Here is a 24,570-nt window from a genome sequence, read left to right as displayed (position 1 = left end):
CATTAGGATTTGATCTTATGGTTTTCCAGAGTAGTATAGCACCCTATTTTAAAAATTAATGAACCTCTTGCATGAGAAGATCATTATTGTTCGCTGGAATTTTTAATCTAACGGCATAAAAAAACCGACCAGGGATCAGCGTCCCTGGTCAATCATTTTAAATATATACTTTAAATATATACCTTCCCATTACATTTTATGGAATCCGATCAGCCCGCACCAGACTCCGATATACTTCGAGGAGTGGTTTCAATGAAAATGCCATTTGGAAAATATAAAGGCATAGTTCTCTGCGATCTGCCGGTTTCTTATCTTGAGTGGTTTGCCAAGAAAGGTTTCCCTCCCGGCAAGCTGGGCATGATGCTCGCCACCATTTACGAAATCAAGATCAATGGGCTGATGCACCTTCTGCAATCGCTGCGGAAGTAACAGGAGGCGCTGCATTGTTTTTAGCGGCAGCTTTTGTTTTTCTGTCTACATAGCGATGTATAAAGTACATCATCAGTGCTGATATCAGCATTGTGCCTACCACGGTATATCCCAGCACATCATAGTTAGCCAGCGATTTGTCTATGCGCTCCACCACTATATGGCCTGCGATGAATGTTGCGATACCGCCGGAGATCTGTTGCACAGAAGCGTTGATGCCCATGAATGCGCCACGATCGGCAGGTTCCGGCACAGCAGTCATCAGAGCCGATGACGAAATAATGCGCGATGATACTCCGGTAAACATCAGGATACTCACGATTATAACTGTAGAGAGTGGTGTTACACCGAGGTTCACATAGAATATCACTACTGCGATAGTCAACATCGTTCCCCAGAAAAATATAGTATACTTTCCAACGGAGTCGCTGAGTTTACCAATAATCGGGCCGGTAGCCATGGAGAATATACCGGTGATCATATATAGCATCGGCAACTGGCTTAACTTCAATCCCAGATTATTTACACTAAAGGCACTGCCAAACGGCATCAGCATAAAACCTCCTGTGGCCAGCAATGTAGTAGCAGCAAATGCTTTGAGATAGGTAGACCTGGAAAGCGTTTTACCCAGGTGCTGAAATGCATTCCGATCGGATTGCACCTTCAAATGTGCATTGATCGGTTTCAGGTACACTACAATAAGTACACCTACTGCAACACTTACTCCTACAATAAGCAGGAATGGTGAGTGCCAGCCCCATTTGTTGGCAAGGTACAGACCGAGCGGTATACCCAACACCTGGCTTGAAGCGAACGACATTTGTATAAAACCCATAACGCGGCCGCGAACTTCCATTCGGAACAAGTCGGTGATGATGGCAAAGCTGATGGAGCCGATAACGCCACCAAACAACCCGGTAACTACACGCGCCATTAACAGAAAATTATAATCGGGCGCTATACCACATAGAAACGTTCCGATAACGAATCCCACATAAAAAAAGAGCAGAAGCTTTTTACGGTCGAACTTGTCAGCAAAACCAGCGGCCAGCAAACCGGCACCGCCTGCGCTAAATGCATACGCAGATACCACCATACCAAACTGGGCCGGAGTAATTTTCAACGCCGGCATAAGTATAGCACCCAGTGGCGACAACACCATAAAGTCAAGAATAATGGTGAACTGCAAAATGGTAAGAATAGTAATAACGAATACTTCGTATCGTGTGAATGTTTTTTCTTTCATATAGATTATATCAGTTTAAGGTTAACGGCCAACAGGAGGCAGACTGCAAGCCGGGTGTGGTTGTATGGTGTGTGATCGTGCTCAATCGGGCAACTCCTCGCAGTGAAAGCCTGCTCTGCCAATGATCCCGATTACTTCCTCTGTCGATAGTTGTTGCGATTCGATGCGCAGTACACAGTCAACATCATCACAATCAATACTCCATCGCGTAATGCGTTGTTCCGGGTCGAGTCGTTTGGCTACACACTCCACATCCGGTTTGCGTATGTTCGTTTTGAAGATGAGTACATCTGAAAGGATACTTTCCATGGGGTTTGGGATAAATGGTGTTCAGGGCTTCAATGCTTTTATAACGAGCTTCAACGTGAGGTTCATCGTCTTCTCATCCAGCTCAAACTTTTCGGGGCTTCCATGCAGGCCTCGCCCCGATATATGTGTTTTCACCAGCTGATACAGTGGAGCAAATGCTACGGACCAGTATACTTCAAATGGGAGTTTCATAAGTTCTTTTCTCCGGATGGCATTCTGTACGAATTTTCCCATGACTTCCTTGAAGTGGCTATCGATCTTAGTGAGTGAGACGTTGTGATAGGGAGAATATTTTACCTGTTCCATAAAGTGCATACTCATCGGATTCTCCACCAGAAATCGGGCGCGGTTCATCCATTGAACACGCATACCTTCTTCAAAAGATGCATCCGGGTCAAAGTTTTTCAACACAGCATCTACCATCTTCTTCATCTCTCCAATCCACAGTTGAAGAATCAAATCATCGCGATCTTTAAAATAGATATAGATAGTGGCAGGCGATACACCGGCAGCTTTGGCAAGCTTCTGCATACTGAGGCCGTCAAAACCTTCATCTACGATCATCTTGATCGCTTTCTGGCGAATGGCCTGTTCCTTGTTTTCGTCTCGCGTTCTCACGGCACAAATATAAATGAATGTTCATTCATTTATGAAAACAATTTCTCACTTTTTTATTAACTGCCCAAATTACCGTCCATCCTAACATTTTGTAACTCCTTTCTCAACATTGTCTATCTTTCATTGCTTTTACAACCAATTCAAAAAATCAAGAATATGAAAATGTTAACCGTAGTGCTGCTGGTTATTACACTGTCAGCATATGCTGCACCTCCCAAGCGTGAATTTTATGAGATCAAAATTTATGAGATCGCCAATGCCGATCAGGAAAAACAAGTTGATGACTACCTGAAGAATGCCTATCTACCGGCTCTGCATCGTGCCGGCATTTCTAAAGTAGGAGTATTTAAACCCATAGAAGCAGACACAGCTTATTACGGAAAAAGAATTTATGTGCTAACACCTTTTAAGTCGCTGGAACAATTCGCTTCTCTGCCCGAGACATTATTAAAAGACAATCAATATGTGGCCGCTGGCAAAAATTATATTGATGCTGCCTATAACAATCCTCCTTTCGCGCGGCAGCAGAGTATACTATTGAAAGCATTCAGCTATATGCCGCAATTGGAAGCACCGGTATTGAATGGTGCAAAGAATGAGCGTGTATATGAATTAAGAAGCTATGAAGGCCATACAGAGAAGATATATAAGAACAAAGTGCACATGTTCAACGAAGGTGGTGAAGTAACGCTTTTCAAGCGCCTGGCATTTCATGCCGTTTTTTATGGTGAAGTGTTGGCCGGCAGCCGAATGCCGAACCTGATGTATATGACATCCTTCGATAACCAGGCTTCTCGTGATGAGCATTGGAAAACATTCAGCAACGATCCGGAGTGGAAGAAGCTTTCATCGATGCCGGAATATCAGAATAACGTTTCGAAGATTAATATATACCTGCTGCATCCAGCGGAGTATTCGGAGATATAGTTACTGGAAGTGTAGGGTGGGTTAATAGTGTTATCGCTTATGCAGGATTTAAAATCCGGTTGCACAAAGGGCACAAAGAAGACACGAAGTTTCACAAAGTAAAATCATGTCCATCAGTGAGCATCCAACACACGATTAACCCACTCACACACTTCTAGCAGTTAGCAGCTAAAAGCCAGCAGCTTTTTCAAAGTGGATACGAAGGTGTTCCCCAATACGTGTTCACATCATTGAAATAAGAGTGATCGTTTGTGTCGGGCCAGTGTGATTTGTCGAAGCCCGGAACAGATTTAAGATAACTCTTGTCACGTTTCAGAATGAACAGCTCGCGTCCCGGATCGAGGTGTAGTTCGGCGAATGGAACAGCGAACAGTTTACCTCCTATACCGAGGAATGAACCAAAATCGATAACAGCATACTCAATACGGCCATTCGACAGGTTTACCATGAGGTTATCGATCTTACCCAGATCTTCACCTTCTCCATTCTCCACACGGTCGCCAATGATTGATGTAGCCGTTAGTCTTCGAACCGGAATGTTTGCATCGGGTCCTTCATGATTGAGACCGGTACGATTGTCGATCTCATAATTTTTCTCCAGGATAGCCATGGTACCTCCTTTTTTGTTTAGTACGACATAAGAATTAACAACAGGAAAATAAATAACTATGCCTGCCAATTGAGATGTGTGTACTGATAAAAGAGGTATATTTACCTATGTCATTATGACTGCGTAATTTTTTACGCAGAACCTATACGAGGTTTTCGCGCACTGCTTTATTTACCATATCGATGGCGTTGTTCACGCCTAGTTTTTTCATAATGTTGAAACGATGGGTCTCAATCGTACGTACGCTTTTGCCGGAAGCTTCGGCAATCTGTTTGTTCTGTTTTCCATCCACGATCATGCGCAGTATCTCTTTCTCCTTGCGGGTAAGGCTATAAGTATCTTCTGCTTCCTGCACGGGCGGCCGGCTGGTAACAAACGGTTTTGTATTCAATAAGCGATTGGCAAGTACGTTGGATACAGCACCACTGAAATATTTACTTCCGCCGTGTATCTGTTTCAATGCCTTGATAAACTCTGTACGGTCTGTATCTTTTAACAGGTAACCGAATGCACCGGCATCGAGTGCCTGCAATACATATTCTTCAGAATCGTGCATCGACAGAATTACCGCTTTTGTATCCGGAGAATAATCTTCCAGCCTGGCAGCAGCTTCCAGGCCGTTCATCTCGGGCATGCGTATATCCAGCACCAGTATATCGGGATGAAGTTTGCGTGCCGTTTCCAGCGCTTCTATGCCACTGCCTGCTTCTCCAATCACATCAATATCAGTGTCAGACTCCAGCATGGCTTTTATACCGTTGCGGACTAATACATGATCATCTGCCAATACTATGTTGATCTTGCTCATATATATTTATACAGTTGCCAATGATTTAACCGGTATACTCAGCAGCACGATGGTGCCTTTTCCCACGGTTGATTTTATATCCAGGTGGCCGTTGATATACTCGGTGCGTTCGTACATGTTAAAGAAACCTCTGCCCGACTCTATGTTTACACTGCGTGCTTCCACCAGTTTTTCATCAAAGCCATTGCCGTTGTCATTTACAGAAATAACCAGCTGATCATCCGTCATGCGCAGCGTCACTTCAATTTTCGATGCATCTGAATATTTAATGGCGTTGTTGATCGCTTCCTGGATAATGCGGAATATATTGTTTTCCACTTTTTGCGGCAGTCGAAAACCGGTATCGCCTTCCATGTGATATACCAGTTGCATATCGGTAAGCTTCCCAATCTCCCGAATAAATACATTCAATGCAGCAGGCAATCCATAGTCGCCCAATACAGTAGGCTTCAGGTTAAACGTTACACGTCTTACTTCTTTTATTACCTGGTTGATGAGCTGCTGTATCTCTGAAAGTTTATGTTCTGCTTTGTCTTCATTTTTTTTCAGGTCGATCGATTCTATCTGAAACTTCAAAGAAGTAAGCATCTGCCCTATACCATCGTGAATATCCATGGCCAATCGCTTGCGCTCTTCTTCCTGTCCTTCGAGTATAAGTACAGAACGGAACTTCTGCTGATTGATCTTTTTCTCAATCTCCGCTTTACTCTTGTCGCGCATGTTCTGCTCTGCCTGCTTCTGTAATGTTATATCAGCACCAAGCACAAGCCACTCTTCCACTTCCGTTTGCTCGTTCAGCGCCGGCACAATCATCAGGTCTACCCAGCGGTCTTTACGATATCGATCCTGGTAACGTATAATACCTTGCCACGCATTACCATCCGAAAGGCGATCCACTACCTCATCCATCCAGTCGCCATTCAGATGTGATCCCGGAAATATATCTTTCAAGGGAATGGATTTGGAGGATAATTCCTGGCCGGTTAGCTCTGTGAAGAGATCGGAAATGAAAACTATATTTCCACCACGATCAGTCTTCGCATAGATCTTAGGTGTTTCCACTGGCACATTTACATGCGAAAGATCTTCATACGATTTCTCCAGCGAAGCATATAGTTCCCCAATCTCCTTCGACAACTTCTTTGCATTTTTCTCAGAAGCGGTAAGTTGATTCACTGTTTTATTTACCTGTATAGCGGTTGGCCTGAATACAAACAGTATCTCCAGCAAAATTACTACAATGGAAATGACGAGCAGTGCATATTCAAGTTTACTCAAGCGCGCAATCTTTTGCTTGGCTTCCGAATCAAATTGATATACGATCTGGTTCATGCCATCGAGAAAGGCATGTTGGTGCTGCAGTATAGTATGTATGGGCGCCTCCAGCGAATCGTACGAAACATTCAAATTGTTACGCAGTTTGTTGCTGATCAAAGCCGCGCTTTCGCGTATGGCAGTATGATGTTCGTTGATCTGATCGAACATGGCACGTACTTCTGCACTGTTGTTTCCAGGGAGGTGCATGCTGTCGTTGCCTTGCTGTAGTCCGTTATGGGCGATGATCCAGGTGTGCAGCGATGTTTTCAGTTCATTCAATATCGCTTCCCGCTCGCCACCACCTTGTCCGGCTTTTAGTAACAAAGCACATTTGGTGATGCGCTGACTCAACATGCGTTGCCGTCCTGCTACGTTGATCACGTGGGAGTCGCTTAATTGATTCTCCAAATGGTTTTGAATAAGGAACTGGCCAATGATGGATACGGTGGCAATCACGCTGAGGGCCAGTATATACCACATGCCCAGCTTGCTGAAGCGATTGAACGTTAACTTACCTTCGGGATTAAATGCTAAGGTCATTTACGTAGGAAATTACGTAATAATTACGGTGAAATACTAATGCTTACTGGTGACTCATCAATAGGAAAATGAGAATCAAAAAAATGCCAGGCGAGGAACCTGCCTGACATTTTCAACCTAAAACTAAAATATGGAGGAAATTGCCTTACCGGGTAAAGCCGATGTGTACATAGCCCTCTTCAACTTTTACCGGGAATACAGCAATGTCGCATTCTTCGGCATTAAGGCACTCGCCTGTTTTCAGTGAAAAGGTTTTCTTGTGAAACGGGCATGCTACTTTTGGTTCACTGCCCAGCGAGCCGATCATGCCCCGCGAAAGCACCATCTGCATTTTGTGCGGGCACAGATTCTGGCACGCATACCATTCGTTTCTTCTTGTGAAATTGAAGACTGCTATCTGCATGTCTTTATACTTTACACAGGCCCCACCATTCTCCGGAAAGTCTTCCACACGTGCAGCCTTAAACCATACCGGTACCTCTGCATCGGCAGAAGGTGTAAATGTTTTTATCTCGTTGTGTAATTCCATATACTATATTTCATTCACAGGCGCTGGTTGTAGCACCACTATATTTCTTTTTTTACTTGTTCCAGTCGGATGGCATTTTCTGACCGCGCAGGTCTACATATTGAATGGTTGGATCCTCCTCGTCTGCGTTGATAAAGTGTTTGAACTTCGCACGTAGTTTTGGATCTTCTACTACTTTTTTCCATTCGCAGTGATAGTTGGCAATCAGGTCGGCCATATCTTTTTCCAGCTCCTCTCCTATACCAAGTGAATCATTTACTACCACATCATACAGATACTCCAGGCCGCCTTCCATTTTGTTCAGCCACGTTGCTGTGCGTGTCAGTGGATCAGCGGTTTTAATGTAGAACATGAGGAAACGGTCTATATATTTCACACAAGTCGCTGTGTCAACATCGGCTACCAGTAACCTGGCGTGTTGTGGTCTTGCACCACCGTTACCACATACATAAAGATTCCATCCTTTTTCAGTAGCGATGATTCCGAAGTCTTTTGATTGCGCTTCAGCACATTCGCGGATACATCCGGATACAGCGCCTTTCAACTTATGCGGTGCGCGTAATCCCTTATAACGTTCTTCAATAAATACGGCAAACGACACCGAGTCCTGGACTCCATAGCGACACCATGTAGAGCCTACGCAACTTTTAATAGTGCGCAGCGCTTTACCGTATGCATGGCCGCTTTCAAAACCTTCTGCAATAAGTTCTTCCCATATATCGGGCAACTGGTTTACATTCGCACCAAACATATCGATGCGCTGGCCACCGGTGATCTTGGTATATAAATTATACTTCTCAGCAATACGCCCTATAGCAGCAAGTTTTCTGGGTGTGATCTCGCCCCCGGCAATGCGTGGCACTACGGAATAAGTACCGCCTCGCTGAATGTTGGCCAGGAAGCGATCGTTCGAATCCTGTATCGTATCCTGCTCTACAATCAGTTCATTCCATATACTCGACATAAGAGATGCAACCGCTGGCTTGCATACTTCGCAACCATCGCCGGTGCCATGGGTATTCAAAAGCTGGTCGTAGCTTTTGATACCCTTCACTTTAATAATATCGTACAACTCCTGTCTGGTGTAGTCGAAGTGTTCGCAGAGTGATTTTTTTACTTTATGGCCGAGTGATTCGAGTGTAATCTTCAACAGGTCATTTACCATAGGCGTACAGCCGCCACAACCGGTACATGCCTTGGTCGATTTCTTGATATCGTCTAATGACTTGGCCCCACAGGATGTGATCTGCTCAACAATAGCGCCTTTGGTTATATTCTCGCAGGAACATATTTGAGCCGTATCCGGAAGTCCTTTTACTCCGGCTGCTTCATCGTTGGCTTTACCTCCGCCGACAATCAGCGTCTCCGGATTTTCCGGAAGCACCATGTTGTTCATCACCATCTGGTGAAGTATATTATACTGGCTGGCATCGCCTATCAAAATTCCACCCAGCAGATATTTACCGTCTTCTGAAATGTTGATACGCTTGTATGTGCCTTTGTGTTTATTCTTGAATACAATGGGAATATGCGGTGTGGCATCGCAGAACGGATCACCAAAGCTTCCTACATCTACACCAATCAACTTGAGCTTGGTAGACATATCGAACCCGGTGAACTGCCGGGATGTATCGCCCGTGAGCTGGCGCGCCACAATCTCAGCCATGTCGTATCCAGGAGCTACCAGTCCGTATACCATATTGTTATGAACTGCGGCTTCGCCGATGGCAAATATATACTCATCCGAAGTGCGCATATAGTTGTCTACCACAATGCCGCCACGCGGATGAACGTTCAGCAACGTTGCCTTTGCCAGCTCATCGCGCGGACGGATGCCTGCTGAGATGACAAGCATTTCAATATCCAGTTTGGTATCGTCAGCAAACAGCAGTCCTTCCAGCTTTCCGTTGCCTTCAATCTTTTTTGTGCTCTTACCGGTATGTATAGATATACCCAGTTGCATGAGTTTGTGTGTCAATATTTCGGAAGCGGCTTCGTCAATTTGCCGTGGCATCAGGCGTGGCGCAAATTCAACCACATGTGTTTCGAGGCCGAGGTCGATCAATGCTTTGGCAGCTTCGAGGCCCAACAGACCACCACCCATTACAGCACCACGCTTTACTTTTTTGGCATACTCAGTAATTTGTATCAGATCTTCAATGGTGCGATATACAAATACGCCATCGCGTTCAACACCTTCAATGGATGGAACAAATGCACTGGAGCCTGTAGCGAGCACGAGGTAATCGTAGCGGTCAGATCGACCGGCATGTGTACGAATAGTTTTATCGATGCGATTGATCTCCGTTACCAGCTCGCTGGTGTGAAGCGTAATGGAATGCTCGTCATACCAGGAAGCCGGAGCCATGAGCAGATCATCGGCCGTTGAACCTGAGAAATAGCTGCTCAGGTGAACGCGATCATACGCAGGGCGAGGTTCCTCTCCATATACAATGATCTCTGCGTCAGCAGAACGACTTCTCAGTTTCTCACAGAACTTGAAGCCTACCATTCCATTTCCAACGACAATTATCCTCTTCTTCATTGCAATCGTTTTAAGTATTTCGTAGTCTAATTTTAAGTAATTATACGTAAATAATTACGTTAAACAAGCCGATAGAGAATAAATTTACGTATAATTACGTACAAATATTTTTAAGTAACGTAAAGCACCAAGGATATGAAGCAGGAGCAAGCAACGGTAACGATGGTAGGCGCAGGGCCAGGCGATCCGGAACTGATCACGATAAAAGGAATGAAGGCAATCTGCCTGGCAGATGTTATTCTTTATGATGCACTGGCTTCAAAAGAGCTTCTCGCTTTTGCCAAGCCTTCGTGCAAGCTGGTGTATGTTGGCAAGCGAAAAGGCAAAAAGGAATTTGCGCAGGAAGAAATTAACCAGTTAATCGTATTCTATGCCACACGCTATAAAAATGTTGTGCGCCTGAAAGGTGGCGACTCGTATGTATTTGGACGTGGCCACGAAGAGCTGGAGTATGCTGTGAGGCGCGGTATATATGTAGACGTTGTACCCGGGCTCTCCAGTGCATTGGCTGCACCGGCATCGTGCGGTATACCCGTTACAAAGCGTGGTGTAAATGAAAGTTTCTGGGTCATCACCGGCATGCTGTCATCCGGGGAGATGTCAAAAGATATAGCGCTGGCCGCACAATCATCCGCTACGGTAGTTATATTGATGGGAATGACGCACATTCGTGCGATCATGGAGCTCTTTCAGCAGAGTCGTTCATTACTGGAGCCTGCGGCTGTTATACAATACGCTACACTTGCCGAACAAAGATCCATACGCGGCACCGTCAGTACTATTTGTCAATTGGCGGAAGAACAACAAATCAGTTCGCCTGCCGTGATTGTAATTGGCAATGTGGTAAACGAAAGTTACCTGTTGGAAGAATTGGCGGGTAAACAAGTATTTATTCATCAACAACAATAGAATATGCTAAAGCATTATTATATAGCGTTATAAATCGTTAGTATATATTACCGATATCAAACATTTTATATACTCCATTGATATACTCCATCAATATCTTAACTTGCTGTGACATTCTCTGCAAATATTGCGGCAAATGTTTCGGTATACCTTACAATAGTTTGCATCATGCCTCTGAACGAACGACTTGAAAAAGCCTTTATAACATTTGACGCTTACAATGCCAACGATCTGCATACAGAAGAAGTAAACGGACAATCTCATCCGAAAGAATTACTCTACGGCCAGCGGATGACAGAATGGTTAAACAAGTTTGCACCCCACGCTCCTGAGTACATGCAACTTGCAGCGCGCTGCCAACACATTGGCCGCTGGGAAATACCACGCAATTCTTATCCGATGGATAAGAAAGGATATTTGCAATGGCGCAACGCAGAAAAATTTCACCAAGCCAAAATTGCCGAGCAAATTCTTCTTAGTTGTCGCTATGATTCCGAGACCATTGAGAAAGTAAAATTTCTGCTGCTTAAAAAAGAGCTGCAAACCCATGCTGACACACAACTATTGGAAGATGTAATCTGCCTGGTATTTATTCAGTATTACCTCGATGATTTTGCAGCACAGCACGATGATGCCAAAGTAGTAGATATACTCAAAAAGACCTTAAAGAAAATGTCTGCCCGTGCTATAGGTGAAGCCGGAAAAATCCCTGTCTCCGCCAAGGCCGGAGGATTGATAGCACAGGCAGTACAATAGCATTATCTATATATTCATTGAACATCGCGCGATGTCTTTTCCTTAACAAGTTTTCCATTGCGGTCGAACTTATACAGACGCGTTTTCAATGGATCCTGAAATTCAAGCAGGTATACATTTCCCGATTTGTCTTTGTACAGATTGGCATTCTCCCATCCTTTGTAGGTATCGGCAGATAATGTTTTGCGTAAAGCAACCGGTATATCCTGATGCTTTATCCGAACCATATCTTTGGTATACGATGTTTGTGATGGGACATTATCCGGAGCCGGATCACCTTGCCGGACCGGATCGCGTGTTGAATCGGGCTCCGCTACCGAAGACTGAGCCATAACGGAAGCAGCACTAAAGGTGAGCATGGCACTGAAGAAAACTGCAAGCTTGTTCATAACCCTATAATTTTGTTCAACGGCTATTGTGAAAACCGTATGCCAATCAATGCATACAGCGTGCTCTCTGGAAGAAAGAAATAATGTAGAGATTAATACTCAGAGATACTTTGAGAACAATTAACTGAGCAGAAAGATTATATTTTGGGAAGCCCCGCAACCGCTAACAGCTTAGCACCTTTCTCCATTTTCTTTTTTAAAAATGGAGAGTTTTCATCAACCTCTTTCAGATTTTTGTTGACCTTGACTTTAGCAATCTCTTGGGCCAACGTGGTTACTCTGTTTTTACCTGACCTTCTCATATATCAAAATTACAATTTCTTCTTATTAAAAAAGCTTGATATATAACGCCTTTCCTGAATATCTCCCAAGCATCGTCAATCATCCCGAATACATAAAAATCGCACTCGATCTCATGAAGATTATTTGAAATCCCCATCTGATAGAATCTCGTTCTGGCTGCTGTACCTCCTGTAGCAAAGATACTGCTCTCCGGATAATTCTCTGAGAATATTAAAACAGCTAACCCAACTGTCGCTAAGACTTTTCGGCTGTCTCCATTGTTAGTAACAATAGTGTCATTAATCTCATCCTTTGCCTGAACATCACCAAATGCAAGGTTATATACTTCGGCATTATTCTTAAATCTCTTAAAGACAACTCTCTTGCGTATTTTTCCCTTAGGGCCTTCGCTATAAAATTCAAACTCTGCAAGGGAAGGCAATGCTTCTACCGTATATCTATCGTATCTCACCAACTATATATTTAACACAACAAAAAAGCCGTACAGGTGCTAACCTGTACGGCTTCAATATATAGAATTGTTATATGCTAAAACATCCCCTGAATGGCGGCAACGTTTAGGCTACATCGCAGATCATTACGCCTTGCTTCAGCGAAGCAATCTTGTCTTCGCGCTTCGGTATAAATTCCTGTGCTACAAATCCTTTAAAGCCGGTTTCAATGATGGCTTTCATAATGGCAGGATAATTTAATTCCTGCGTTTCGTCAATCTCGTTGCGTCCCGGCACTCCGCCGGTGTGATAGTGTGATATATACTTGTTGTATTTGCGAATGGTAGCAATTACGTCACCTTCCATAATCTGCATGTGGTATATATCATACAACAGCTTGAAATTATCGGAACCAACTTTCTCGCACAATGCTGCACCCCATGCTGTATGATCGCACTGATAATCGTGGTGATCTACTTTGCTGTTGAGTAACTCCATCGACATGGTGACTTTATACTTTTCGGCAATGGGCATCAGGCGCTTCAAACCGATGGCGCAGTTCTCGATTCCCTTCTCATCATCAAGACCATTGCGATTGCCTGAAAAACATATAATCTGGTTCATTCCGGCCGCTGCTACTTTCGGTATAATATCGGCATAGCTTTTTACAAGCTCATCGTGCAGCGCAGGGTTGTTAAACCCTTCGGTAATTCCTTTACCTGCTCCCCATGGCATGGCCGATGTTAATCCATACTTCTTGAGCACAGGCCACTCTTCCGGGCCCGTCAATTCAATAGAAGCAAGCCCAATATTCTTTGCTGCCTTGCATAGATCTTCCAGTGGAATGCTGCTGTAGCACCAGCGGCAGGCAGAGTGATTGACCTTTCCTTTCAGGTGTCCTTCCAGGGCAGCTTCGGCTGCCGAAAGGCGGTGTGACAGCGACATACCTGCTGCGGCCACGGCTGCTGATCCGGCTATTTTCATAAGGGCACTTCTGCGTGATGATTTTTGACTCATATCCATGTTGGTTAAAGTTCAGTAAAAGGTTATCGGTTAAATTCTATCCAATCAACCGAAAATATGTGTTGATTAGGCGGTGTCTCTTTTTTGAATACAAAGTAAAGATCGTTCTTTCCTCCGGGATCCTGTACGGGTACGGTGATTTCTTTATATGTATCCCAATTACCCGTTGGCTCGTAAGTCAGCGTACTGATCACAGGCCCTTTGGCTGAGTTTACATGCACTTCAAGAGTCGCGCCAATATTTCTGGATGCATACCGGTAGGTAAGCTGTTTAATGCCCTTCAGGTCGATTTGTTTCAACACAAAATATGAGCGGTGATGAATGCTGCCTATGGCGTTGCCTTCATAGTTTACATTGTGCACTTCATCCGCATCTTCTGCCTGCACCCGGGTTGGACGAAGTATCAGCGCACTGCTTCCGGTAAGCGGCACGGCCTTTCCTCCTTTATCAGTATACGCTGCAGAAAGAATATAGCGGCCATTTGCATCTTTACCCTTTTGCTCGAATGTTACTGTACCGGTTGCCGGCAGACTCACTGCTTCTTTTTTGCCTGCAAGCGACAAAACATATTTCACAATTTCAGTGGCATCTTCTTTTGATAATTGCGGATGGGCATTCATGGCATGATCGCCCCATATACCTCCACCACCGGTAATTACTTTATTCGCCAGTCGTGCCAAAGCAGCCTTATCGTTCTGATATTTTTTGGAAACCTCCATGAATGCCGGCCCTACTGACTTACCATTGATCTGGTGACACGCCTTGCAATCACTGCCTTCCATAAGCGACTTGCCTGCATTGAACGTTGACATTTGGTGGCCCATCTGCTGGCTGGCCTTCGGTATATATTTCAGCGCAATCATTTCATTGGCAGGATCAATCTCCTGATCTTCCTTATCCTGTACAGTAACGGTATAATGCAACGGTGTATTGTCGAAGAAGAAAGTACTATTATCCGTTGTGGTAATGGAAACCACTGGTGTGGTATTGCCAACGCTGATCGTCAGGGTATCGGCATCACTTTCTCCGGAGGGATCAGTAACTTTCAGTATAACATTGTGAACACCATTCGTTGTAAAAGTATATTCCGGATTGGCTTCGGTAATTTTCTTGCCTTCAACAGTCCACTCGTAGCTGAGTTTGTCTTCGTCAAAGTCAACGCTCTTGTTACTGTTCAGATTCACTTTCAACGGAGCAAGGCCGATGGTATCGTTACAAGCAATCTGCGCTTCAGGCTTACGATTGCCGCCATTATAGTCAATGCGTACGAGGCGGGCATCCACATTATCGATGCCATATACCGATCCATATTCCAGCATATAGAATGAACCATCGGGGCCGATTTCCAGATCAATTGGTCTTCTGAAATCTCCCGCAGACGGCATAAACGGCTCCATGCGTTTGAAATTATACTCATCATCGAAGCGCACTACAAATACCCAGTTACGCATCCAGTCAAAAATGAAAAGACCTTTGTCGTAATACTCCGGAAATTTTGTTGATGATGAGATTGATGCATCGAAATGATATACCGGCCCTGCCATAGCACTGCGGCCACCGTTCCCTATATCGGGAAACTCTGCTGACTTATCATACGGATACCAGATCATCGCTTTCTGTGCCGGTGGAAGTTCTTTTGCTCCTGTGTTGTTAGGTGATGTATTTACCGGAGCATCCGGGGTAAAGAGCGCTCCTACCGACTTGGTGGCAAAGTCAAAATCATGATATGCTTTGTTGTCGCCAATAAAGTAGGGCCATCCAAAATTACCAGGCTTCTTTGCCTGGTTGAACTCATCGTATCCGCGAGGTCCCTGAGCACCATCAACACCTGAATCAGGGCCGATCTCTCCCCAATACAGGATCGATGTAGCAAGGTCAACAGATATGCGATACGGATTGCGGCATCCCATGACATATATTTCAGGACGTGTATTCGGTGTTCCTTTCGGAAACAGGTTGCCTTCCGGTATAGTATAAGTACCATCGGCTTCCGGATGTATCTTCAATATTTTACCGCGAAGATTATTGGTGTTGGCTGCTGAACGTTGCGCATCGAACGTGATGCGACCCGGAGTCTCATCAATAGGAGCAAATCCGTCTGATGCAAACGGCACGGTGTTATCACCTGTGGATATATAGAGGTTCTTATCCTTGTCCCACGCCAGGGAGCCACCTGTGTGGGCACTCACTTCAAGCTCCAGGGGTATCTCGATCAATATTTTTTCAGAAGCTATATCCAGCACATTGTCCTTCCCTATTTTGAACCGCGACACATTTTGATGCGCAGGTTTGGTGTTGGGAGTATAGAAGAAGTATATATAGTTATTTGTAGCATAATCAGGATCGAGGGTAAGCCCGAGCAATCCATTACCAAACCCTTCTTTTGTATCGGGCATAACCGGAAACTGATATACAAGTTTGGTTGTATGGGTGGATGGCAGGTATACATAAAATTTACCGGCACGCTCCGCAAAAAATACACGACCATCGGGAGCAACTGCCAGCTCCATAGGCTCATTAAGATCGTTTGACAGGATTGTTTTTGTAAAGCGATTTTCTTCGGGTGCCTTTACGGCATACGCCTTTGTGTAATCCAGCTGATGCGTTGCATCGCCCATAGCATAGCGTATACCGCCCAACAAGTGCCTGATGAACAAGGGCTCGCTATAGGTTTCTTTGGTATGACCGCCACCGGTATAGAAAGCGCGGCCACCATCGTAGCTATGATACCAGGCGATGGGATGGTTATTGCCATTGGCGCCTCCCTCATAGCTTTCTTCATCCAATTTTATTAATGTAGTAATGCCCTCGTATATATTCCGGTAATTATACCATTCATCCGTACGTTCCCAGCGCAACGGCAGCCCTTTTGTAGCCAGGTGTGTGGTATCAATCACATTCATCGCTGCATGGCGCACATTTGGGTTGTTGGGGTGATTGAGGAAGTACGCGCCAACCAGCTTATTATACCACGGCCAGTTGTATTCGGTGTCTGCGGCAGCATGCACACCCACATATCCGCCACCCGCCTGGATATAGCGCTCGAATGCAACCTGTTGGTCGGCATTAAGCACGTTGCCCGTTGTGCTGAGAAAAATCACGGCTTTGTATTTTTTTAATTCTTCGTCTGTAAACACAGACGCATCGCGTGTAGTGTCAACTTTAAATCCATTTTCTTCACCAAGCTTCTGTATGGCTTCTACACCGGTAGGTATAGATTCATGATAGAAACCTGCTGTTTTTGTAAAGACGAGAACGCGGGGTGTAGATGAATCTTTGCAACTGCCGAGCGCCACTGCCATGCCGGCTGCCAGTAACAGCGCAGCACTTTTCCGAATAAGTCTGTTGAACATTGTCTGGTTAAGGATTTTACTTGGTTGGTTATTTATAAATAAAAGATTTTATAGTCTGCTGATTGATTCCCAAAAAAAGTGTGCTGCCGATACGAAGCGAGCTCCGCACATCGCCGGTAAGGCGGAAGCCCGTTTCTGCCTGCGGTATATAGCGGAAGTTTCCCTGGCCATCGCCTTGCAACAAGGTTCCGTAGTTAGCATCATATTTTCCAAACCTCAGTCGTGCATGTTGGATATTGCCACCTAAAAATAAGTCTTCCTTTCCATCGTGGTTATAATCCATTTGCATAATTACATAAACGGGAGACATCTGCACCTGCACCGGCAACGTTTTTTCAACAAATTGGACATTTTCACCCTGTATAAAATACAATGTGTGCAGGGTATTGGCGGTGAGGTGACTAACACCTTGCAGTTCCTCCTCATGAAAGATGTCGGTGAGTGCAGCGTTGGCATAGCTCGCATAATCGGGGAAGCGCTTTCGCTTGGAACCCACCTGTTCCAACAATTCATCACGACTCACATACGGATACATTTTTCCCTGTATGTAGGAGCACAGAATCGGATCAACAGAACCGTTGTTATCAAAGTCTTTAAAATATAACCCGGCGGGCTCTTCATCACTGGCACGGCACTGCGAATTGGTACCCATGTTGCCAACAACAATGTCCATGCGGCCATCGTTGTTAAAGTCGCCTGCGTGAATCTTGTTCCACCAGCCAGTGTAGACTTTGCTGAAATAAGTACTGGTCTGCTCCTGCAGTTTTCCGTGACTATTGATGTATACCGAAATCGGCATCCACTCCCCTACAACGATCAGGTCCTTTTGTTTGTCATGGTTCAGATCGATCCACAGTGCATCTGTAACCATGCCGGGATGTTGCAGCGCCAAAGCATGCGTTGCCGTTTCATCTGTAAATGTTCCCTTACCGTTGTTGATCAAAATATAGCTCCGCGGTGCTTCCGGGTACCGACCGGGTATTACTCGTCCGCCTACAAAGAGATCTGGAGTGCCATCATTGTTGATGTCGCTTGCGCGAACGCAGCTTGTGCTGGTATACATCGCAGGAAGCGCCTCGGCATGTCGGGTAAAATTGCCTTTACCATCATTGATATACAGACGGTCCTGGAGCGCTGCATCGTCTGGCTGAAAATTATGATAGCCACCACTGCACACGTACAAGTCATGGTATCCATCGCCGTTTACATCAACAAAAAGCGCATCGGTATCATCGTATATTTTATCGGCTTCAAAAGCTTTCTCTTCTTTACGGATATAGCTGCCTTGTTTCGTTGCAATGAATAGCGCACCCGCCTGTTCCACTCCTCCACCAACGTATATATCTTCCAGGCCATCGCCGTTTACATCGCCTGCGGCCAGGCATGGACCTGAAAACGACATCGGGTTCACCAGTAAAGGCTGCCGCTTGAAATCATTAACGTAAGATTGCTGATGGGTGAAATCAATGGCTTTTACTTCTTTGAATACTGGTGTTATTACTTTCAGAGGCTTAACGTCTGCATCGGCCGCTGCTTCTTTTATTGTGATGGTCTGATCGGCCGCTATATTTCGCAACGTTTGCTGCTTTCCTGAAAGCCACCTCACCTGCAAGGAGTCAACAGTGCTTTGTTTCCCTAATCCAATCATCAACACGGGCGACACACTGGATTGATAGCCACGGGAAGGCATCTGCTCCTGCACCTGTACGTTTCCTTTGCTATAACTATATATTTTTGCTCCAAGGCCCAACGTATTTCTACCGGCTCCTTCCAGTTTTACTTTCAGATGGTGATGTTGAAGTTGCTTATTGGTTTCATTGCGATAGATAAAAGCCGATGCGTTGATGTTGTTTACGACCAGATCGAGATCACCATCATTGTCAAGATCAGCGTAGGTTGCACCATTGCTGTTGGATGTTTGTGTGAAACCCCATGATTCGTTCTTCTGACGAAATGAAAGATCGCCCTGATTTCTGAATATATAGTTGCTAACGTTGGATGCGGGAATACGATGCACAAGTTCCAGCACATCTTCACGCTTCAATCTTCCTTTTTGTTGTATATAGTTATCCATATACTTTACAAAATCCATGTTGGTGAAGTCGCGCAGGTAGCCGTTGGTCACATACAGGTCTTTCCACCCATCGTTATCGTAATCGGCAAACAGTGCGGCCCAGCTCCAGTCAGTGTTGGATATACCGGCCAGCTGACCGATCTCGCTGAAGGTTCCATTGCCGTTATTCAATTGTAACATATTGCGCATGTACTGGTAATGAAAGCCAATGCGCACGTTAAGATCGAACTTTCCATAATTATCCGGGGCAAGCAATAACTTTTGCCTGCGGTTGTCTTCCGGCAACATATCCAGGGTATAGATGTCGGGAAGTAAATCGTTGTTGATGTCGGCTATATCATTGCCCATCGAGAAGTTTGAGGTGTGCCCTATCGCTTCCGCCAGTTTGTTGGTAAACGTGCCGTTGTGATTGTTTATGTACAGGTAGTCGGGTACGTTATAATCGTTGGAAATGTAAATATCGGTCCAGCCATCACCATTCACATCAGCTAAGCCTGCTCCCAGTCCATACGATAAAGCTGTGCTGCTGATACCGGCTACCGTTGTAATATCTTTAAAGAAGTTGTTGTCGTTCCTGTAAAGACGCGAGCCACTCACCGGGTCTTCTATTTTCAGCATGGCGGCTGTATTGGCTTCATTCAATACGGGCAATGCCTGTATATTATGGTTGAGCAGGAACATATCCAGATCGCCATCGCGATCGTAGTCGAAGAAATATCCTTGTGTGCTGGTAGCGGGGCTGTCTAATCCATATTGTTTTGCTTCTTCCTTAAACTGCGGTATACCTTGCGCGTTGTTACCATAATTGATATATAGTTCATTTACCCTGCGCTCCGGCCGCAGGTTGCCAGAGTAACAGATATAGATATCCAGTTTTCCATCGCCGTTTACATCCGCGAGGGTAACACCGGTTTTCCACGGGCCGTTGCGGGTATGTATACCGGTTTGAGCGGTAACATCTTCAAATTTCATGTTGCCTTGGTTGATATATACATGATCGGCTGTCATGTTTGCCGTAAAGATCAGGTCATCCAGTCCGTCATTATTCAGGTCGCCTGCGGCTACACCTCCGCCATTATAGAAATATTCATAGAGCAGCACGTTGGTATTGAGTGCTTCGGTAAGTGTATTCTGAAAATGGATATGCGTAACGGAAGGCGGCAAGAGCTTAAAAAGCGTAGGTTCACCAGCGGCTACATCTTTACCGGGCAATTGCGTTGCTTCTTTGCATCCGGCCACCAGTATATATAAAGCAACCAGGCTATACGGAATGAAATTCTTCAAAGGTCAGGATGGTTTAATAGTAAAAAATCTATGTCAGTGCTCACACACCGACATAGATTCTAAAGATAGCATTCGCAGATAAAATCAGTATCCCGGATTCTGAACTAATTTATTGTTGCGGTTCATCTCATCGCGTTGGATCGGGAGGAAATACATCTTGTCGAGCCACGCACGGTTTTCTATACCAGGATCTATATCGAGCGGTTGGTATACATAATCGTAACTGGTGGGATCGTATTTATATACCCGCACATCTTTACCGGGTTTCAACGTAGCGGTAATGCTGATCCTGCCCGCTTTCTGCCCTAATGTAGTAGGCGCTATCATCCACCGGCGTGCATCGTGGTAGCGGTGCTCTTCATAGGCCAGCTCCACCCTGCGCTCGTTGCGATAGCGCTGGCGCAGTGCATCGCCGGCATCGGCTACAGCCGGCATACCGGCACGAAAGCGTATCTTGTTCAGCCACTGTACAGCTTCGGCTTCTTCACCCAGTTCTATACATGCTTCAACATAATTCAACACAGCTTCGGTATACCGGAAGAATGGCCACGGTATCTGCTGCCTTGTATTCTGATCAACAATAGCCGGATCGGGATCGATGAACTTCTTCATATAGTATCCGGTGCGACTACCGTTCCAGTCTTCAATAGAACTTTGGCGTGTATCCAATCCAAAATAAGATACTACAGAACCACTGCTGTTTACGATCTGGTATTGTCCGGTTTGAATTTGATTGAATGGATCTTTACCGGCAGCATCGGCTGTGCGCGGTTTCCACGGAGCACCATCATATAGTATGGTGGCATAGAAACGCGGATCGCGGTTGGTATAGGGAGCCGAAGCATGTTCGGTGTTCTCCCAATCGAACGATGAGCCATCCATCATTTCATAATCATCTACCAGGTTTTGAATCGGTGTATTACCGGCCCAGTTGTGATAACCGTTGGGACCGTTGTTGCGGCCAACCCACGCGCCTCCTTCATCTTTTGCATTAATGAAGTAGCGCGCAAAGATCAACTCTTTCTCACCGCCATTTTTAGAGAGCGACATGTTTGCATAGTTGGTTGTGCCCTGCGATGCCGATACCGGTGCGGCCAGCCCCAGCTCATAGCCATAGCCGCTCAGATCGAGCACAGCCTTGGCAGCATCTTTGGCTTTCTGCCAGCGTTCTTCGCGTGTACCGCTGGTATAGCCGAGCACTTCCGGATTAGAGAAGCTGGCTATATTATCGGAATTAGCAGAAGCAGTAGGTATATCGTGCAGGTCGCTGGCGGCATATAGCAGTATGCGAGCCTTGAGTGCCAGCGCAGCGGCCTTTGATGTTCTGCCGGACGCCATGGTTTTTCCATCGAGCAACTGAGCTGCCAGATCACAATCACTCACAATAAAGTCTACGCATTCAGCAAATGTATTGCGGGCAATCGTATAATCAGCTTCGCCTAAAGCGTAGGGCTTATCTACAATGGGTACACCGCCATAGTAACGCAACAACTGATGGTAAAAATAGGCGCGCATAAAATGAGCTTCACCTTTTAACACATCGGCGCTGATCTGCGCGGTGTTCTCGAACTGCGGTTTTTCCAGGTTTTGTATGGCAAGGTTGCAGGCGCGTATGCGGGCATACATGTTGGGCCAGTTCAGTGTATTGTTCACCCAGCCTATATCTGCTGGGTTGGAACGCGACTCGGTAATGGTATTGATGCCGCGACCGGGGTGTGTAAACATAGCTTCATCGGTAAGCGATGCGAGCATCTGTTCATCAAAACCACCGTTGCCTAATCCATTGTATATATCGGTAACAAACGCTTGTGAGAGACCGGGGTCTTTCCACACCGCTTCTTCCGGCACTTCACTCAACGGCTGTGTATTTACGAAGTCATCGCTGCAAGCCATCACAACAAACAGTGTTATGATGACGGGTACTATATTCTTGAGCTTCTTCATATACTTCATTTCAAAGATTTAAAATGTTACCGTAAGACCTGCGTTGATAATACGCGACTGCGGATAATATTGCCCCATGGTGTTGGTAGCCTCAGGATCGAACACGGTAGACTTATCAATTGTGAAGAGGTTTAGTCCGTTCACATATATTCTCAGTCGGTTGATGCCGGCTTTCTCGCCTATTTCTGCAGGCACTGTATAACCGATCTCAAAGTTCTTGAGGCGTATATAATCGCTGCTCTTTAACCAGTACGTATTGTTGTTGGAGTAATATTGATTGCTTCGGTCGGCAATGCGCGGATGTTCGCTGCTGGGGTTATCGATTGTCCAGCGGTTCTTGTATACCTCCAGCACATAATTACCAATACTTCCCGATTCGCCAGTGCTCAGATACACCTGGCCGCCTGCAGCACCCTGAAAGAGAATGCTGCAGTCGAAGTTTTTATACGCCAGGCTCAAATTCAGGCCGCCCTGGAACAACGGGATGTTTGTGCGATTGTTGCGAACCTGATCATCGGGGGTAATTTTACCGTCACCATTGTAATCTTTATACTTCATATCACCAGGACGCAAGGTGTTGGTAACAGCGGAGTAATCGAGTGTGTTGGCTTTGATCTCCTCTTCATCTCTAAACACGCCATCGTACTGGTATGCCATAAAGGTATACATAGGCCGGCCTGTAGTGCGTTGCCATGCCGGTGCTCCGGGTGCTTCATCCCAGAAGAGAATCTTGTTCTGTGCATAGCCGCCATTTACACTGGCTCTGAACGAGAGATCTCCGATCTGTGTGTTATAGCCGATGAGAAATTCCCATCCGCGATTCTGCACTTTACCGATGTTCTGTGGTGGCAACGTCATACCGGTAGTCTGCGGTATCGATCCGGTCTTCTGCAAGAGTATATTATCGCGCTTGTTGAAGAATACATCAAACTCGAAGTTGATCTTGCCTCCGAAGAACTGTCCTTCCAATCCTATATCTTTATTATTGGCTACCTCCCAGGTAATATTCAGGTTCGGCACTTTTGTTTCGTAGATCGTTCCTACTTCCTGACCACCGATGATGTAGCTGCGGAATGCATTGGTAGAGAGGTATTGATATTCCAGCAGCGATCCGTCCCAGTTGAGGGTAATATTATCGTTACCCATCTTTCCCCACGAACCACGCAGTTTCAAATAGTTCATAAACGTTACGTTGTTCTTGAAAAATTCTTCTTCGGATATCTGCCAGCCAGCCATAATGCCCGGGAAGAAACCAAAGCGTGTATTCTGCGGGAACATATAGGAACCATCATAACGCCACAGAAACTCGGCTATATATTTCTCTTTGTAATTATAGGCTACGCGACCAAAGTAATTGAGACGTGCGCGTTCCCAGGCACCGCCACCGTTGTTCTTCTCCGGGTTACCACCGGCACTCATCTGGTCTACAGCAGACGAGATAAAGAATCTTCTATAGGCGTTGAAGTTATCGAACTCAATTGTTTCGCGGTTTGTACCGGCCAGCACGGTGAGGGCATGGTTGCCGATCTTGCGATCGTAGGTAATGATACTTCCCAACAAAACGTTTAACTGATCTTCATCGCCTTGCGTGAGGCGAGGCTCTGCAGGGCCGCGTGCACCTTTGGAAAGCTTGGGGGTAACACCGTCATCTTCATACGAAACCTTATCCCAGGTATATAGATACCACGGTATCTCCCAACGCTTGGTGCGCTTTACATACTTATCGACAGAAGCCGTACCGGTTATCTTCAATCCTTTTATCCAAGGCACGGTTATATCAATCTGGCCGTTGGTTTGCAAATAATAACGCTTGTCGCGATCGTAGCCGGTTTGATTGGTGGTAATCACCACCGGGTTCTCACCATTCTCTATATCCGGGCCGGGCATACCGTTGGGCCAATAGGCGGGTTGTGTAGGTATACCACGCATCAGCATACGAAATATAGAGCCTGCCGAACGTGTGGGGAAGAAACGATACTCTTCGCGCGCCAGCATACCAACGCTTGTAGTGATATACTTGTTTACATTGGCATCGAGGTTAATGCGGAAGTCGTATTGTTTATAACCGGTAGCGGCGTTTTTATAGAAGGCATCCTGGTTCTGATACCCGACAGAAGCCAGGTATTTGAAATTCTCATTACCCGCTGAGAGCTGCACGTTATGGCGCGATTGTGGCGACCATGTTTTTAAACTGCTCTTGAACCAATCCGTATTCGGATGTCCCCA

General features: G+C 45.5%; 20 protein-coding genes. 4 read left to right on the top strand and 16 right to left on the bottom strand.

What is annotated here, in order from left to right; translation table 11 throughout:
- Positions 1-198: 198 nt before the first annotated feature.
- Positions 199-429 carry a DUF3820 family protein gene (locus tag V7Q33_RS16375; RefSeq protein WP_331977860.1) on the top strand — a complete coding sequence of 77 codons (231 nt, stop codon included), beginning with the start codon at positions 199-201 and terminating at the stop codon, positions 427-429.
- Here V7Q33_RS16375 and V7Q33_RS16370 read toward each other — a convergent pair.
- From V7Q33_RS16370 to V7Q33_RS16360, 3 genes are all read right to left on the bottom strand, one after another.
- On the bottom strand, positions 389-1,675 hold the full coding sequence (locus V7Q33_RS16370; protein ID WP_333820510.1) for an MFS transporter: 1,287 nt from the start codon (positions 1,673-1,675) through the stop codon (positions 389-391). The genes V7Q33_RS16375 and V7Q33_RS16370 overlap by 41 nt on opposite strands.
- Before the next feature lie 81 nt (positions 1,676-1,756).
- Complete coding sequence (locus V7Q33_RS16365; protein ID WP_331977864.1) at positions 1,757-1,984, bottom strand: hypothetical protein; 228 nt, start codon at positions 1,982-1,984, stop codon at positions 1,757-1,759.
- A gap of 21 nt (positions 1,985-2,005) precedes the next feature.
- On the bottom strand, positions 2,006-2,602 hold the full coding sequence (locus V7Q33_RS16360) for a TetR/AcrR family transcriptional regulator (protein WP_331977866.1): 597 nt from the start codon (positions 2,600-2,602) through the stop codon (positions 2,006-2,008).
- A gap of 156 nt (positions 2,603-2,758) precedes the next feature.
- On the opposite strand from V7Q33_RS16360, the gene V7Q33_RS16355 reads away from it, so the two are divergent.
- On the top strand, positions 2,759-3,529 hold the full coding sequence (locus tag V7Q33_RS16355) for an NIPSNAP family protein (RefSeq protein WP_333820508.1): 771 nt from the start codon (positions 2,759-2,761) through the stop codon (positions 3,527-3,529).
- Between the two features lie 187 nt (positions 3,530-3,716).
- Here the strand turns inward: V7Q33_RS16355 and V7Q33_RS16350 are convergent, their stop codons facing one another.
- The 5 genes from V7Q33_RS16350 to nirB all read right to left on the bottom strand — a co-directional run bounded on the left by V7Q33_RS16350 (position 3,717) and on the right by nirB (position 9,878).
- Positions 3,717-4,139, bottom strand: coding sequence for a PRC-barrel domain-containing protein (locus V7Q33_RS16350; RefSeq protein ID WP_331977870.1), 423 nt, complete (start codon positions 4,137-4,139; stop codon positions 3,717-3,719).
- Positions 4,140-4,281: 142 nt separating this feature from the next.
- Positions 4,282-4,947, bottom strand: coding sequence for a response regulator transcription factor (locus V7Q33_RS16345; protein ID WP_331977872.1), 666 nt, complete (start codon positions 4,945-4,947; stop codon positions 4,282-4,284).
- A 6-nt stretch (positions 4,948-4,953) separates the two neighbouring features.
- Positions 4,954-6,804 carry a sensor histidine kinase gene (locus V7Q33_RS16340; protein ID WP_333820506.1) on the bottom strand — a complete coding sequence of 617 codons (1,851 nt, stop codon included), beginning with the start codon at positions 6,802-6,804 and terminating at the stop codon, positions 4,954-4,956.
- Between the two features lie 145 nt (positions 6,805-6,949).
- The gene (gene nirD, locus V7Q33_RS16335) at positions 6,950-7,333 is read right to left on the bottom strand and encodes a nitrite reductase small subunit NirD (protein ID WP_331977876.1); all 384 of its coding nucleotides are present in this window, start codon (positions 7,331-7,333) and stop codon (positions 6,950-6,952) included.
- A 52-nt stretch (positions 7,334-7,385) separates the two neighbouring features.
- Positions 7,386-9,878, bottom strand: a complete 2,493-nt coding sequence (nirB, locus tag V7Q33_RS16330) for a nitrite reductase large subunit NirB (RefSeq protein WP_331977878.1) — start codon at positions 9,876-9,878, stop codon at positions 7,386-7,388.
- A gap of 135 nt (positions 9,879-10,013) precedes the next feature.
- On the opposite strand from nirB, the gene cobA reads away from it, so the two are divergent.
- Entirely contained in the window at positions 10,014-10,787 is a 774-nt protein-coding gene (gene cobA, locus V7Q33_RS16325) for a uroporphyrinogen-III C-methyltransferase (RefSeq protein ID WP_331977880.1), read from the top strand.
- A gap of 108 nt (positions 10,788-10,895) precedes the next feature.
- Positions 10,896-11,543 (top strand): DUF4202 domain-containing protein, encoded by a 648-nt coding sequence (locus V7Q33_RS16320; protein ID WP_331977882.1) that lies wholly within the window; start codon positions 10,896-10,898, stop codon positions 11,541-11,543.
- A gap of 14 nt (positions 11,544-11,557) precedes the next feature.
- Here V7Q33_RS16320 and V7Q33_RS16315 read toward each other — a convergent pair whose 3' ends face one another.
- The 8 genes from V7Q33_RS16315 to V7Q33_RS16280 all read right to left on the bottom strand — a co-directional run.
- The gene (locus V7Q33_RS16315) at positions 11,558-11,932 is read right to left on the bottom strand and encodes a hypothetical protein (RefSeq protein ID WP_331977884.1); all 375 of its coding nucleotides are present in this window, start codon (positions 11,930-11,932) and stop codon (positions 11,558-11,560) included.
- A 137-nt stretch (positions 11,933-12,069) separates the two neighbouring features.
- A complete protein-coding gene (locus V7Q33_RS16310; protein WP_331977885.1) occupies positions 12,070-12,234 on the bottom strand; it encodes a hypothetical protein in 165 nt (54 codons plus the stop codon).
- On the bottom strand, positions 12,231-12,686 hold the full coding sequence (locus V7Q33_RS16305) for a DUF6934 family protein (RefSeq protein ID WP_331977887.1): 456 nt from the start codon (positions 12,684-12,686) through the stop codon (positions 12,231-12,233). The genes V7Q33_RS16310 and V7Q33_RS16305 overlap by 4 nt, the downstream gene beginning before the upstream one ends.
- Before the next feature lie 106 nt (positions 12,687-12,792).
- Positions 12,793-13,683 carry a hydroxypyruvate isomerase family protein gene (locus V7Q33_RS16300; RefSeq protein WP_331977889.1) on the bottom strand — a complete coding sequence of 297 codons (891 nt, stop codon included), beginning with the start codon at positions 13,681-13,683 and terminating at the stop codon, positions 12,793-12,795.
- A 29-nt stretch (positions 13,684-13,712) separates the two neighbouring features.
- Positions 13,713-17,042, bottom strand: a complete 3,330-nt coding sequence (locus V7Q33_RS16295; protein ID WP_333820505.1) for a ThuA domain-containing protein — start codon at positions 17,040-17,042, stop codon at positions 13,713-13,715.
- Positions 17,043-17,070: 28 nt separating this feature from the next.
- Entirely contained in the window at positions 17,071-20,400 is a 3,330-nt protein-coding gene (locus V7Q33_RS16290) for a VCBS repeat-containing protein (RefSeq protein ID WP_333820504.1), read from the bottom strand.
- Positions 20,401-20,484: 84 nt separating this feature from the next.
- Positions 20,485-22,344, bottom strand: a complete 1,860-nt coding sequence (locus V7Q33_RS16285; protein ID WP_333820503.1) for a RagB/SusD family nutrient uptake outer membrane protein — start codon at positions 22,342-22,344, stop codon at positions 20,485-20,487.
- 18 nt (positions 22,345-22,362) lie between these two features.
- Positions 22,363-24,570, bottom strand: a 2,208-nt coding sequence (locus V7Q33_RS16280; protein WP_333820502.1) for a SusC/RagA family TonB-linked outer membrane protein, incomplete at its 5' end; no start/stop codon positions are given.

The organism is Ohtaekwangia sp. (assembly GCF_036786105.1).
Taxonomy (GTDB): Bacteria; Bacteroidota; Bacteroidia; order Cytophagales; family Cyclobacteriaceae; genus Ohtaekwangia.
The sequence above is the reverse complement of the archived record's forward strand: the minus strand, read 5'-3'. Positions and strand labels throughout refer to the sequence as shown.